General features: G+C 75.1%; 14 protein-coding genes. 5 read left to right on the top strand and 9 right to left on the bottom strand.

The genetic code is table 11. The features are described 5' to 3' along the window. Positions 1-39: 39 nt before the first annotated feature. The gene (locus tag ACFPK1_RS21640) at positions 40-594 is read left to right on the top strand and encodes a GNAT family N-acetyltransferase (protein ID WP_378023016.1); all 555 of its coding nucleotides are present in this window, start codon (positions 40-42) and stop codon (positions 592-594) included. Positions 595-673: 79 nt separating this feature from the next. Here the strand turns inward: ACFPK1_RS21640 and ACFPK1_RS21635 are convergent, their stop codons facing one another. The 6 genes from ACFPK1_RS21635 to ACFPK1_RS21610 form a co-directional block, all read right to left on the bottom strand. Then, complete coding sequence (locus tag ACFPK1_RS21635; RefSeq protein ID WP_378023015.1) at positions 674-1,681, bottom strand: ABC transporter ATP-binding protein; 1,008 nt, start codon at positions 1,679-1,681, stop codon at positions 674-676. Then, on the bottom strand, positions 1,678-2,703 hold the full coding sequence (locus tag ACFPK1_RS21630) for an ABC transporter ATP-binding protein (RefSeq protein WP_378023014.1): 1,026 nt from the start codon (positions 2,701-2,703) through the stop codon (positions 1,678-1,680). Before ACFPK1_RS21630 ends, ACFPK1_RS21635 begins: the two co-directional genes overlap by 4 nt. Continuing rightward, positions 2,703-3,644, bottom strand: coding sequence for an ABC transporter permease (locus tag ACFPK1_RS21625; RefSeq protein ID WP_378023013.1), 942 nt, complete (start codon positions 3,642-3,644; stop codon positions 2,703-2,705). Before ACFPK1_RS21625 ends, ACFPK1_RS21630 begins: the two co-directional genes overlap by 1 nt. Beyond that, the gene (locus tag ACFPK1_RS21620; RefSeq protein WP_378023012.1) at positions 3,637-4,563 is read right to left on the bottom strand and encodes an ABC transporter permease; all 927 of its coding nucleotides are present in this window, start codon (positions 4,561-4,563) and stop codon (positions 3,637-3,639) included. Before ACFPK1_RS21620 ends, ACFPK1_RS21625 begins: the two co-directional genes overlap by 8 nt. 92 nt (positions 4,564-4,655) lie before the next feature. Next, positions 4,656-6,236 carry a peptide ABC transporter substrate-binding protein gene (locus ACFPK1_RS21615; protein ID WP_378023011.1) on the bottom strand — a complete coding sequence of 527 codons (1,581 nt, stop codon included), beginning with the start codon at positions 6,234-6,236 and terminating at the stop codon, positions 4,656-4,658. A gap of 178 nt (positions 6,237-6,414) precedes the next feature. Next, the gene (locus ACFPK1_RS21610; RefSeq protein ID WP_378023010.1) at positions 6,415-8,640 is read right to left on the bottom strand and encodes an ABC transporter substrate-binding protein; all 2,226 of its coding nucleotides are present in this window, start codon (positions 8,638-8,640) and stop codon (positions 6,415-6,417) included. Between the two features lie 167 nt (positions 8,641-8,807). Here ACFPK1_RS21610 and ACFPK1_RS21605 point away from each other — a divergent pair, with 167 nt between their 5' ends. Continuing rightward, positions 8,808-9,098, top strand: a complete 291-nt coding sequence (locus tag ACFPK1_RS21605) for a hypothetical protein (RefSeq protein ID WP_378023009.1) — start codon at positions 8,808-8,810, stop codon at positions 9,096-9,098. Here the strand turns inward: ACFPK1_RS21605 and ACFPK1_RS21600 are convergent. Continuing rightward, positions 9,064-9,474 (bottom strand): NUDIX domain-containing protein, encoded by a 411-nt coding sequence (locus ACFPK1_RS21600; RefSeq protein ID WP_378023008.1) that lies wholly within the window; start codon positions 9,472-9,474, stop codon positions 9,064-9,066. The two genes, ACFPK1_RS21605 and ACFPK1_RS21600, sit on opposite strands and share 35 nt — an antisense overlap. A 43-nt stretch (positions 9,475-9,517) precedes the next feature. Between ACFPK1_RS21600 and ACFPK1_RS21595 the strand changes: the two genes are divergently transcribed. The 3 genes from ACFPK1_RS21595 (at position 9,518) to ACFPK1_RS21585 (ending at position 12,001) form a co-directional block, all read left to right on the top strand. Then, the gene (locus ACFPK1_RS21595; protein ID WP_378023007.1) at positions 9,518-9,820 is read left to right on the top strand and encodes a 4a-hydroxytetrahydrobiopterin dehydratase; all 303 of its coding nucleotides are present in this window, start codon (positions 9,518-9,520) and stop codon (positions 9,818-9,820) included. Positions 9,821-10,098: 278 nt separating this feature from the next. After that, positions 10,099-11,034, top strand: coding sequence for an MFS transporter (locus ACFPK1_RS21590; RefSeq protein WP_378023006.1), 936 nt, complete (start codon positions 10,099-10,101; stop codon positions 11,032-11,034). 403 nt (positions 11,035-11,437) lie between these two features. Next, positions 11,438-12,001 (top strand): hypothetical protein, encoded by a 564-nt coding sequence (locus tag ACFPK1_RS21585; protein WP_378023005.1) that lies wholly within the window; start codon positions 11,438-11,440, stop codon positions 11,999-12,001. Here the strand turns inward: ACFPK1_RS21585 and ACFPK1_RS21580 are convergent. Continuing rightward, a complete protein-coding gene (locus ACFPK1_RS21580; protein WP_378023004.1) occupies positions 11,998-12,609 on the bottom strand; it encodes a hypothetical protein in 612 nt (203 codons plus the stop codon). The genes ACFPK1_RS21585 and ACFPK1_RS21580 overlap by 4 nt on opposite strands. Positions 12,610-12,735: 126 nt before the next feature. Next, positions 12,736-13,446: a GPP34 family phosphoprotein gene (locus ACFPK1_RS21575; protein WP_378023003.1), complete on the bottom strand. Its 711-nt coding sequence runs from the start codon at positions 13,444-13,446 to the stop codon at positions 12,736-12,738. Positions 13,447-13,477: the final 31 nt, after the last annotated feature.

Here is a 13,477-nt window from a genome sequence, read left to right as displayed (position 1 = left end):
CGCGCGCGACCGGCGGGGGTGAGACGAGACTCGTGTGTCGTGACGGACCTGACCTGGTCGGTGGCGTGGGAGATCGAGCTCGACGACGCCGCGCACGCGGGGATCGCCGCGCTGCTGGGACGGGCGTACGCACAGCCACAGCGGTTCACCGGGGGGCGGAGCTGGGCCGGCGCGCGCCCCGAGGTGCGCGTCGTCGCCCGCGACGGGGCGACGCCCGTCGCGCACGCGGGGATCGTGCGGCGGTTCCTGCGGACCCTGCCCGAGGGGCGTGACGTCCTCGTCGGCGACGTCGGCCTCGTCGCCGTGGACCCCGCCCACCACCGTCGCGGTCTCGGCACGGCGCTGATGGCCCGCGTGGTGGACGTGCTCGTCGACCTCGACGTGCCGTTCGGGTTCCTGAGCTGCGGGCCCGCCGTCGAGCCCTTCTACCGCGCCGCGGGCTGGACGCGCCTGCCCGGCGTGCGCGTGCACCTCGTCGACACCCACCACCGCGCCCGCGTCGACGAGGACCCGGCGATGGTGCACGCCGCGGGACGCCCGCTGTCGGCGTGGCCCGCGACGCGCGTGCTCGCCCGCGACGGGCAGCTCGTCTGACCGGACCAACCCCCGGGATCGAGCGCGTGGCGTTACGGACACTGGGTGTCAGCGACGGCACGCCGCTGACACGAGGGCACTACTCCGCCCGGACGAGGTGCGGGGGTTCGGCGAAGTGGCACGCCGCGGGGTGGTCCGTCGACGGGCGGACCTCGAGCGCCGGCGGGTCCTGCGCGCACACCGGCGCCGCCTTCGGGCACCGCGTGCGGAACCGGCACCCCGAGGGCGGGTCGGCGGGGCTCGGCACGTCGCCCTCCAGCCGGATCGCTTCCCGCCGCCCGCGCAGCGACGGGTCGGGCACCGGCACCGACGACAGCAGCGCCTGGGTGTACGGGTGGCTCGCGCGGCCGTAGATCTCCTCCGCGGTGCCCGTCTCCACGATCGACCCGAGGTACATCACCGCCACCCGGTCGCACAGGTGGCGCACGACGCCGAGGTCGTGGGCGATGAACAGGTACGCCAGCCCGAACTCGCGCTGCAGGTCGGAGAGCAGGTTGAGCACCTGCGCCTGGATCGACACGTCGAGCGCCGACACCGGCTCGTCGCAGACGATGACCTTGGGCCGCAGGGCCAGCGCGCGGGCGATCCCGATGCGCTGGCGCTGCCCGCCGGAGAACTGGTGCGGGTAGCGGCGGATGTGCTCGGGGTTGAGCCCGACCACCTCGAGCAGCTCCTGCACGCGCCGGCGCCGGTCGCTCCTGGGGGCCACCTCGGGGTGGATGTCGAAGGGCTCGCCGACGATGTCGCCGACGGTCTTGCGCGGGTTCAGCGAGGTGTACGGGTCCTGCAGGACGATCTGCATGTCGCGGCGCCACGCGGTCAGCGCCGCGCCGCGCTTGGCGAACAGGTCCTCGCCCTCGAACGTCGCGGTGCCGCTGGTCGGCGGGGTCAGGCGCATCAGGACCTGGGCCAGCGTCGACTTGCCGCAGCCCGACTCCCCGACCACCCCGAGCGTCTCGCCGGGGTGCAGGTCGAGCGAGACGCCGTCGACGGCGCGCACGTGCCCGACGGTCTTGCGGAACAGGACGCCGCGGGTCACCGGGTAGTGCTTGACCAGGTTCCGGACCGACAGGATGGGGCGGCTCATCTCGACACCACCTCGTGCGTCGTCGGACGGTCGGGCCCGTCGGCGAGGAACCGCTCGGCGAAGTGGCACGCCGCCCGGTGATCCGACCCCACCTCGCGCAGCGCGGGCACCTCGTCGGTGCACACGTCCTGCGCGTGCGCGCAGCGCGGGTGGAACGGGCAGCCGTTCGGGATCGCCGACAGGGACGGCGGCAGGCCCGGGATGGGGCGCAGCGGGGCCCCGGCGACGTCGTCGACGCGCGGCACCGAGTCCATCAGCCCGCGGGTGTACGGGTGGGCGGGGTGGGCGTAGAGCGACGCGGCGTCGGTGTGCTCGACGATCCGCCCCGCGTACATCACCGCGATCCGGTCGGCGACCTCGGCGACCACACCCAGGTCGTGGGTGATGAGGATCAGGCCCATCCCCCGCTCGCGGCGCAGCTCGTCGAGCAGCTCCATGATCTGCGCCTGCACCGTGACGTCGAGCGCCGTGGTCGGCTCGTCGGCGATCAGCAGCTCCGGGTCGAGCGCCAGCGACATCGCGATCATCGCCCGCTGGCGCATGCCGCCGGAGAACTGGTGCGGGTACTCCTTCACCCGCTGCGCCGCGCTCGGGATCCGCACGAGGTCGAGCATCTCGACGGCCCGCGCCATCGCGTCCTTGCGCGACATTCCCCGCCGGAACCGGAACTGCTCGGCGATCTGGAACCCCACCGTGTACACGGGGTTCAGCGCCGACAGCGCGTCCTGGAAGATCATCGCCATCGACTCGCCGCGCAGCAGCCGGCGGCGTTCCGGGTCGGCGCCGAGCAGCTCCTCGCCGCGGAAGCGCACCGCACCGCCGGTGATCCGGCCGGGCGGGGTGTCGAGGATGCCCATCACCGTCTGCGCGGTGACGCTCTTGCCCGAGCCGGACTCGCCGAGCACCGCGAGGGTCTCGCCCTCGTCGACGTGGTAGCTCACGCCGTTGAGCACCGACGCGGTCTCGGGGCCGGTGCCGAACTCGACGCGGAGGTCGTCGACCTCGAGCAACGGAGCGGCCATCAGCGTCCCCTCGGGTCGAAGGCGTCGCGCACGGCGTCGCCGAGCATGACGAAGGCGAGCACCGCGACGACCAGGAAGGCGGCCGGGAAGAACAGCGCCTGGGGGATGTCGGCGACGCGCTCCTGCGCCTCGGAGATCATCACGCCCCAGGACACCACGGGGTCGCGCAGGCCGATCCCGAGGAACGACAGCGTCGCCTCGGCGCCGATGAACACCCCGAACTGGATGGTGGCGAACACCAGCACCGGGGCCAGGGTGTTCGGCAGGATGTGCCGGCCCACGATGCGCCACGGCCCCGCCCCGAGGGCGCGGGCGGCCTTGACGTAGTCCTGCTGGGTCGCCTCCAGCGCCGCCGCCCGCATGATCCGCATGGCCAGCGGCCAGGACAGGATGACGATCGTCAGCACCACCTGGGTGATGATGCGGACCTCGCCGACGATCTGCCCGGGCTTGTTGAAGGTCGTGAGGATGACGATGCCGCCGAGGATGAACGGCAGGCCCGCGAACACCTCGGCGAACCGCGAGATCACGCTGTCGCCCCAGCCGCCGACGTAGCCCGCGGCGAGCCCGGCCAGCGACCCGAGCACGACCGTGCCCAGGCTCGCGAGCAGCCCGACGGTCAGCGTGGGGGCGGCGCCGTGGATCGCGCGCGCGTAGATGTCGTGGCCCTGGAGGTCCCGGCCGAAGATCGCGTCCGGGGACGGGTCGGCGCCCGAGAGGGCGAGATCGGCGGCCTGCGGGTCCACCGAGGTGAACAGCGACGGGAACAGCGCCATCACGAGCAGGACCCCGATGAGCGCCGAGGCGATCCAGAACAGGGGGCGGCGGCGCAGCTGGGCCCACCCGTCGGCCCACAGCCCGCCCGTGCGCTCGACGCCCCCGCCGGCTCCCCCGGGCGCGGCGGCCCCCGCGGCGCGGACGGCCGGTGCGGTCTCAGTCATAGCGGATCCTCGGGTCGAGCACGGCGTAGAGCAGGTCGACGAGCAGGTTCGCCAGCAGGAAGACGATGACGAGCAGGGCGACGATGCCGACGACGGTGGCGATGTCCTGCTGCTGGATGCCGCGGAACACCAGGCCGCCGATGCCCCGGATGTTGAACACGCCCTCGGTGACGATGGCCCCGCCCATGAGCGCGCCGATGTCGTAGCCGAGGAAGGTCACCACCGGGATCAGGGAGTTGCGCAACATGTGCACCCCGACCACCCGCCGTTGCGGGAGACCTTTCGCGATCGCGGTGCGGACGAAGTCGGCGCGCTTGTTCTCCACGAGGCTCGTGCGCATCAGCCGGGCCACGTAGGCCATCGACAGGCTGCCCAGCACGAACCCGGGGACGAGGAGCTGCCCGAGCGTCGGGTCGGCGGGGACCGAGGTCCGGATCCACCCCAGCTCCACCCCGAGCACCTGGCGCAGGACCAGACCGGTGACGAACACCGGCAGCGCGATGAGGACCAGGGTCGAGACGAGCACGAGGTTGTCGACGAAGCCGCGGCCCCGCAGCCCGGTGAGCACGCCGGCCGCGATGCCGATGAGGGCCTCGATCACCACGGCGACGAGGGCGAGCTTGATCGTGACGGGGTAGGCGGTCGCGATGAGGGTCGACACCTCGGTGCCCGAGAAGGTCTGCCCGAAGTCCCCGGTCAGCAGGGCACCCAGGTACTTGAGGTACTGCACGATCAACGGGTCGTCGAGGTTGTAGCGCTCGGTCATCTGGGCGACGTAGGAGGCCGAGCACTCCCGCTGCCCGCACTTGCCCGCGAACGGGTCGTCGGACAGGCCCCAGACCAGGAAGTAGACGATGAACGTCGTCCCGAGGAACACCGGGACGAGCTGCAGCAGGCGCCGCAGGGTGTAGCGGCCCACGGGCGTCCTCCTTCAGGGCCCGACCCGGACCCCGCGACCGTACGTCGGTGACGGCCGCGGGGCCCGGTGGTGGTGGTCGGTTCCGAGAACGACTAGCCCTGCGGGTTGAGCCGGTAGGTCGTCGTGTCCTGCCGGTTCAGCGGGTTGTGCTCGGCCTCGGCCACGCGGGCGGAGTTGCCGTAGATCACCGGGCGGCTCCACAGCGGGATGTTCGGCATGTCGTTCAGCACGAGCCGCTCCGCCGCCGCGTAGCCCTGGTCGGCGGCCGCGATGTCCGGGGCCTGGTCGGCCTGGCTCAGCGCGGCGTCCACGGCGGGGTTCGAGTAGACGTAGTCGTTCGTCGAGGCGTCCGTGCGGTAGAGCTGGGTCAGGAACGTCTCGATGCTCGGGTAGTCGCCCTGCCAGCCGTTGCGGAACAGGCCGGTGAACCCGCGGTCGTTCGCGAGCCGCCGCTGCTCGGAGAACGACGGCACCGGGGTGTAGCGGGCGTCGATGCCGAGGGTCTGGCGGATGCTGTTGGCCACGGCCTGCATGTACGGGTCGTGCCCGCCGTCGGAGTTGGCGGTCAGCGTCAGCGGCCCCTGGAAGGGGCCGGCCTGGGCGAGCAGCTGCTGGGCCCGCTGCGGGTTGAACGTGCAGAACTCGCCGCACTGGTTCGGCACGAAGCCCTCGGCGGCCGACGTCGCGTAGCCCGTGGCCGGCCGGTAGACGCCACCGAAGATCTGGTTGACGATCGCCTGACGGTCGATGGCCATCGAGATGGCCTTGCGCAGGTCGGGGTTGGCGAACCGCGGGTCGTAGAGCGGGAAGCCGAGCGAGTCGGTGACCAGGCCCTCCTTCTGGTGGGCCCCGGCACCGAGGTCGGTGCGCCACCGGTCGCCGGCCAGCGCGGCGCTGGGCATCGCGCGGATGTGGTCGAGGTTCCCGGACACGACGTCGTCGTAGGCCGTCTGGATCTCGGAGTAGACGCGGAACTCCAGGCGCTGGGCCTGCGGCTTCACCGAGCCCGCGTACTGGTCGTTGCGCACCAGCGTCAGGCTCTGGTTCGGGGTGCGGGACTCGAACCGGAACTCGCCGTTGCCGACCGGCGCGGCTTCGTAGCCGGCGCGGTCGGTGAAGAACTTCTGCGGCATCGGGTAGTACGCGGAGTACCCGAGCGTCAGCGGGAAGATCGTGAACGGGGCCTTGAGCGCCACCGTGAACGTCTGCGGGTCGACGACGGCCAGCCCGCGCATCGTCGGGGCGGTCGGGGCCTCGGTGGAGACCTCGTCGTACCCGTCGATCTTCTCCATGAACGACTGCGCCTCGGCGGCGTTGGGGCCGTACGCGGTCCAGTTCCAGGAGTCGACGAAGCTCTGCGCCGTCACCGGGGTGCCGTCGTGGAAGGTCCACCCCGGCTTGATCCGGATGGTGAAGTTCCGGTTGTCCGTCGTGGTGATGGACTCGGCGACCTCGTTGGTGGGGTCGGCGGTGTCGACGTCGTACTTGACGAGCCCGGCGAACAGCGCGTCGATGACGTCGCCGCCGTTCTGCTCGGTGGTGTTGCCCGGGATCAACGGGTTCTCGGGCTCACCCCACTCGATCCCGATCGTCTGGGCGGTCTGGTCGCCGCCGCCCCCTCCTCCCCCGCCGCACGCGGCCGCGACCAGCGCCACGGCGAGCGTTGCGGCCACGACCGTGACCATCCGACGCACCGGCAACGTTCCTCCTCGTGGTGGTGACCCGGCCCGGGTCGCTCGCACGGGGCAACTGATCCATCACCGCGCGTGACTCGGCCGTGAGGAAACCTAAGGGTTTCCCGAGAAAGCGGCAAGAGTTCCGGGAACGTTCACGTGAACCGTCACGCGGCCGTCAGTTGATACCGTCGTCCCCGCGCTGCGTCGCCGGCGGGGGCGTCCAGCGGTCGGCGCCCGCGAAGGGGCTCTCGGTGAGCGGGCCGATCACGACGTCGGTCCGGTCGGTGGGGCTGACCAGGACCGACGCCGCCTGGAAGAGCGGGATCGTCGGCAGCGAGGCCCATAGCGCCGGCTCGGCGAGGGCCAGGGCCGTGTCGGTCGAGACCGTGCCGGCGGACGCGCCGTCGAGCAGCGACTGCAGGGCGGGGTCGCAGAAGCCGGTGGGGGTCAGCGCCTCGGAGGCCTGGGGGTCGGCCAGGTCCTCCGTGAGCTCCTCGACCTCGTCGGCGTCCGGGGTGGTGGCGGCCGTCGAGGGCCCGGCCGCGTCGGTGGACGTCGGCGCGGCGCCGGTGGCCGAGGCCGCGGGGGCGGCGCTGGTCGGCGGCGACGTGCTCGTCGGGGCGGCCACGGAGCTCGGCGGCGCCACCGTCCCGCCCGGCGCGACCGGGGCCGTCGGCGTCACGTCGGCGGCGGCCAGCGCGACGCCCTCGTCGGCGCCGGTGCGCCCGGAGGTGGCCGGCGCCCGCCCGCCCGGGCAGCCGACGACGGACGCCAGGTCGGCGATCGGGTCACCGCCGATGGGCAGCGCCTCCACGGCGATGTCGGCGACGGCGAGGTCGGACGGGGAGTTCGGGGTCGGCGGCACCGTGGTCGTCGTGGTGGTGGTCGCGCGGCTGCTGCTCGTCCCCGACCGCGACGGGCTGCTGGTCCCGCCGCCCGGGACGGGGGTGGGCGTCGTCGCGAGCAGGGCACCGCCCGACGGGGTGGGGGTGCCGGGCGCGGCGGGGGTCGGGGCGGGCGTCGGGCCGGGCGCCCCGGTGGTCGTCGAGGCGGGCCCGCGCCCGGGCGCGAAGCCCGAGGTGCCGCCGTCGGCGACCACGACCGAGGCGATGCCGGCCGCGCGCAGCTGGGTGCCGAGGGTCGCCATCAGCCGCCCGTAGGGCGCGACCTGCGGCGGGGCGGCGAGGCGCAGGATCAGCGGCTGCCCGCCGCGCTCCCAGGTGCCGTCCTCGCCGCGGGTGTACCCGGCCTCGGTGAGCAGCCGGAAGGTCTCGTCGAGGTCCTGGCGCGCCGCGGGCGAGTCCGCGGGCAGCGTCGAGCGATAGTCCTCCTCCGAGGGCGCCCGACCGAACGCGTCGGCGGGCAGCTGCGCCGACGGGCCCCCGTTGGTGCCGACCGCCCGCAGCGCGGAGCGGTCCATCGCCGACGCCACCGCCCGCCGGACCCGCAGGTCGGCGAGCGGGCCGTCGTCGCTGCGCAGCGCGAGCTGGACCAGCGCGGGCTCGGGCAGGGTGCGCACGCTCAGCGTGGACCCGACCGAACGCAGGGCGGCGAGGTCCTCGGCGTCGGCCCGGAACTGGGTGGCCTGCACGTCGCCGGAGCGGACCCGGTCGATCAGCGACGGCGCCTCGGCGGCCTGGAAGACGACCTCGTCGGGCACCGAGGGCGTGCCCCAGAAGCGGTCGTTGCGGGCGAGGGTGACCTGCCCGCGGATGCGATCGACGACGCGGACCGTGAAGGGCCCCGCCGACACCGGGATGCTGTCGGTGAGCCCGCCGCCCCAGGAGCCGGGGGCGTCCTTGAGCAGGTGCGCGGGCAGCATGTGGTCGAACAGCGTCTGCCACGCCGGGTACGGCCGGTCGAACACCACGTCGACGGCCTTGCCGCCCGCGCGGGAGCGCACGTCGGTGATGGCGCGGTAGCCCGCGGCGCCGACCACCCCGGGCTGGCTGCGCATCTGCTGCCACAGGTAGACGAAGTCCTCGGCGGCCACCGGGGCGTTGTCCGACCAGCTGGCCGCCGGCGCGATCTCGTAGGACACGGTGAACGGATCGGTCGAGGTGACGCGCGCCGAGGTGACCACCGCCGTGTCGAGCCGCGGCTCGCCGTCGGGCCCCGGGCGGAACGCCGACGGCAGCACCAGCGCGGCCATCGCGCGCGACAGCGGCGTGTCGTCGGCGACGCGGTGCGGGTTGAAGCCGACGCCGAGGTCGTCGACGCCGATGCGCAGCTCGGTGGGGTCGGGCTCGAGCTGGGGGGTCGGCGCCGGCGCCGGCGCCGGCACGGGCACCTGACCGACGACGGGCGGGGGTGCCCCGGAGCACGCCGTCAGGACCGCGAGGACGAGCGCGAGGGCGGGGAGGACGCGGACGACACCGACGGCACGTCGGGGACCCCTCACGCCTGGATCCGGCCCTTCTCCTCGACAGACCGCTCGGTCGTCCCGATCGGCGGTCCGGAGCACTACCGAGAACCGGCCGTACCGGGGATCGTCATCGTGACACGGTCACCGCGGGTGGAGACCGACGGGTCTGGTCCTCGCCCCACGACGGAGGTTAGCCTCACCTCATGGGCAAGGGCGGCAAGAAGAAGGGCAAGGAGGCCGGCGGCAAGGCCGAGAAGGCCGAGAAGCCCGGCAAGCCCAGGAAGGGCAAGGGCCCCGTGGTGCCGCTGCACCTCGTCCGCTACGCCGACGCCGCCCCGCTCACCGGCGCCAAGAAGATCAAGAAGAAGTGCTGCCGGTCGACGCCGCGCTGCAAGGGCTGTCCGGTCCTGCTGATGCGCGCGGCCCGGCTCACCGAGGCCGGGGTCACCGGCAAGGACCTCAAGAAGGCGCTGAAGAAGGCCCGGGCGGCCTGAGCAGGGCCGCGAGGGCGGGGAGCACCGCGCGGTCGGCGTCCAGCCAGTCGATCCCGTCGAGCTCGTCGGGGCCCAGCCACCGCAGCGCGTCGTGCTCGAGCGCCCTCGGCACCCCCGGCGTGCGGCACACCCGGATGCGCAGCACGCGCCCGCCGGGCAGCGCCACCTCCGGCCCGACCCGCTCGCCGACGCCGACGTCGTCGAGCGCCAGCTCCTCGCGCAGCTCGCGGGCCAGGGCGGTCGCCTCGTCCTCGCCCGGCTCGACCGCGCCGCCGGGCAGCTCCCAGCGCCCCGCCGCGGCCGCCGGCCGGGTGCGGCGCGCGGCGAGCACCCGCCCGTCGCGCACCACGGCGGCCCCGACCACCACCCTGCTCACGCCGATCAGTGTGGCGCCCGCCGCGTCGTGTCAGGATCCGGGCATGGCTGAACTCCTGAGCGAGGACGCGATCGCCGACGCCCTGAAGGACCTGCCCGGCTGGCAGCGCGAGGACGAGGCCACCATCGTGCGGTTCGCGAAGCTGCCGAGCTTCCCGGAGGCGATCGCCGCCGTCGACGCGGTCGCCGAGCTCGCGGAGGCGGACAACCACCACCCCGACATGGACATCCGCTACAACAGCCTGAAGTTCAAGCTGTCGACGCACTCCGAGGGCGGGCTGACGGCCAAGGACACCGACCTGGCCGCCAAGATCTCCGCGGAGCTCGACGCGCGCGGCGCGTCGTGATCCTCTGAGCGAGGCCCGCCCGGCGGACCTGTGGTCCGCCCCGTTCGTCGCGGTCCTCGTCGCGACGGTCCTCGCCTTCGGCGGCTACGCGCTGCTGCTGCCCGTGGTGCCGGTGCACGCCGCGGCCGGCGGGGCGAGCCCGGCCGCGGCGGGCGCCACGACGGGCGTGTTCATGGCGGCCACCGTCGCCGCGCAGCTCACCGTCCCGGCGGTGCTGCGGCGCACCGGGCCGCGGGCGGCCCTCGTGGCCGGCGCGGTGGCGCTGGGGGGCGCCGGCGGTGCTGCTCGTGGTGACGTCGGCGCTGTGGGTGCTGTTCGCGGTGGCCGTCGTGCGCGGGATCGGGTTCGGGCTGGTCACGGTGACCGGCGCCGCGCTCGTCGCCGACCTCGCCCCGCCGTCGCGGCGCGGGCGCGCCGTCGGCCTCTACGGCGTGGCGGTCGGCCTGCCCCAGCTCGTGCTGCTCAGCGGCGGGGTGTGGGCGTACGAGGTGCTCGACCCGGCCGTCGTGCTGCTCGCCGGCGCCGCGATGCCGCTGGTCTCGGCGCTCTGCTGCGCGCGCCTGCCCACCACGCGCGCCGCGCCCCGCGACCGGTCCGGCTCGCTGCCCGCCGGCGTCGCGCTGCCCCCGTGGACGGCGATGGTCGTGTCGGCGGCCGCCGCGGGCGGGGTGATCACGGTGCTGCCGCTGTGGGCGCCGACGGGGCTCGCCGGCGGCACGGCCACCGCGGCGATCGCGCTCGCCGTCCTCACCGCGGGCCAGCTCGCCGGGCGCGGGATCGCCGGCGAGCTCGCCGACCGGCCCGGCGCGCGCGTCCGCACCCCGGCCCTCACGCTCGTCGGGCTCGGCGTCGTCGCGGTCGGCGCGCTCGTGGTGGCGCTCGGCGGGTCGGCGCTGGCCGTGGCCGTGCTCGCGGGCGCGGCCCTGGTCGGCCTGGGCTTCGGCGCGGTGCAGAGCGACACCCTGCTCGCGCTGTTCGCCCGCGCCGGCCCGACCCGCTCCGGCGCGGCGAGCACCTGGTGGAACACCGCGTACGACGCCGGTACGGGCCTCGGCGCGGCGGCCCTGTCCGCGGTGCTGGGCGCCGCCGGCGGCGCGGCGGCGTTCCTCGTCGCCGCGGTGGCGGGGCTCCTCGCGGCGCCGCTCGTGTTCCGGAGCCGGGGCGCTGGTGGTGCTGGTCCCGGTGTCGAGCGAAGGGCACCTTCGGTCGACTAGACGAGCGAGGGGCACCCTTCGCCGGAACCCGCCGCGCGGTCAAGGCGGCGGCAGGCGGCAGGCCAAGGTCATGATCGCTCCCGGTGCTCCGCCGGGTCGACGTCATCGCCCGCGCGGAGCACCGGGGGCGATCACCCGCCCCTCGCCACGCGGCGATCGGGCGCGCGGAGCACCGCATGATCGACGAGGCGGTCCGCCGGACGAGCCGGTCGCGCGGGACACGATCGAGCACGATCCACATCGCCCGTCCGGACGCCGCCGACCGCGCTGGGTCGAGGTGACGCGTCCTCGCGGGTGATCCGCCTGCGCGTTCGGGCGAGACCGCGTCGTCGCAGGTCACGAGCCCGGTGTCGCCCGCGATGTCCGGCTGCCCGGATCGCGGAGATCGTCCGGGACGACGTGGGTGGAGGCCGCCGTGGTGAAGAAGGTGCTGTTCGCGGCGCTGGTCGGCGCGGTCGTGATGCTGGGCTCCGCCCAGGTCGGCTACCTCGCGCCCGGCACGCTCTCCGAGTCCACGCCGGGGTCCGTCCCGGACGCGGCGCCCGCCCCGGCCGTCCAGAGCTCGGCCACCCCGGCGGGCCCGCCGCCGCCCGGGACGACGCCCGGCGCCCCCGCCCCGGTGGTGCCGCCGGTGGCTCCCAGCCCGGTGGGCGCCGCGAGCGACGCGCCCCGCACCGCGGGCGCCGCGTCCGACGCCCCCCGCACGGCCCGCTCGGCGCCGGCGGGCGACGGGGGCGCGCGGTCGTCCGGCGGCTCGGGCTCCGCGTCGTCGGGCGGCGCGAACGGCTCCGGCGGCGCGAGCTCGGGCGGCTCCGGCTCCGGATCGGGGGGCTCGGGCTCGTCCGGGCAGGCGCCGTCGAGCAACGGGGGCCGGTCCGGCGGCTCGTCGGGCGGGTCGTCGAACGGCTCCTCGGGCGGCGGCCTGGGCGTCTGCCTCGAGCCGCTGGTCTGCGTCGGGGTCGGCTAGCCCGTCGTGACGGCCGGGCGCACGTCGCGCTCGGCGCGGCGCGCGCGCTCGGCGTCCCGCACGGCGGCGACGGTGTCGTCGAGCAGCGCGACGAGCATCCGGTCGCGGGCGTCGGCGTCGAGATCGGCCACGCGGGCGGCCACGAGCAGGTGGGCGCACGCGTGGTTGACCGGCCCGACGTGCAGCAGCGTCGCCAGGCGCCCGCCGTCGCCCTCCTCGCCCCGGCCCCGGCGCCGCGGCCGGACCTCGGCACGGCGCTCGAGCTTGCGCTGCAGGCGCGGGAAGAAGCGGTTGGCGGGATCGATCGCGAGGCCGGCGCGGGCGATCGTCGCGAGGACGATCGGCCGGACCTCGACCCCGGAGTCGCGGCCGAGACCGATCAGCGTCACCGCGCGGGTGCCCAGCTGCTGGCGGGCCGACGACGACACCGCGTCGTTGACCTGCCACGCCACCGCCGCCAGCGCGGGATGGGTGCAGCGTGGGCGGTCGGTGAAGCGTTCACCGGCGAGCACGCTGACGTACTCCATGAGACAGCTGCCGGCCTCCGCGTCGCGGTGTGCGCCGGCCTCGAGGACGGGCAGGCCCTCAGGAGGGCTGGTGGACGTCATGGGAAGCTCCCCTCCCCGGCCCCGGGCCCTCTGCGCCCGGTCGGATGCCCTACCGTAATCCGTTTCGCGCCGCGCGACAGGGGGTCCGGTCGAGGGAATCGGCCGAGTGCAGCCACCCGGACGCGATCAGTGGTCCGAACCGATCACCGTCGTCGCCGTGAGGGCCGCGAGGACCGCCCCGACGGTGGGCGAGACGAGCCGGCGGATGTCCTGCGCGACCCCGAGCGGCACGTGCCGCCCGTCGGCGATGGCCCGCGCCCGGCGCCCCGCCCGCGTCGGGTCCGACGGGCTCAGCTCGCGCACGCGCCGGCCGTGGTGCAGCAGCACGACGAGCATCGCGACGGCCTCGTCCGGGTCCTCGTCGCCCTCGAGGACGGCGCGGACGGCCGCGCGGTCGTGGTGCAGCGCGTCGACGTCGTACACGCGCAGCGCGGACCCGAACACCGGCATGGCCAGGTAGCCGAACACCCGCCGCGGCTCGCGGGCCGCGAGCCCGCGCTCGACCAGGCGGTCCATGGTCCGGCGGATCATCTGCGCCCCGCGCGGGCCCGTCACGGCGTGCTGCAGGTCGGCCTTCGCGCCGCCGCGCGCGACGAGCCCCTCGCCGACCCAGCGCAGCAGCGGATCGGTGACCTCGACCGGCCCCCGGCGGTAGGCCGTGCCCGCGTCGAGCAGGGAGGCGTCGAGCAGCAGCTCCACCATCGCGGCGGCCACGAGCAGGCCCGCCGGCTCGGTGAGCGTGGACAGCGGGCGGCCGTCGTCGTCGCCGAGGACCCACGCCACCCGCTCGGGGAGCGTCAGGTCCGCGGTCCGGGACGACCACCGCTCCGAGCGCACGGAGACAGACTAGGCACGGACGTCCCCCACC

The sequence above is a fragment of the Actinomycetospora rhizophila genome, from assembly GCF_042657905.1.
In the GTDB taxonomy this organism is placed as follows: domain Bacteria; phylum Actinomycetota; class Actinomycetes; order Mycobacteriales; family Pseudonocardiaceae; genus Actinomycetospora; species Actinomycetospora rhizophila.
This window is presented reverse-complemented; position numbering and strand designations above follow the sequence as displayed.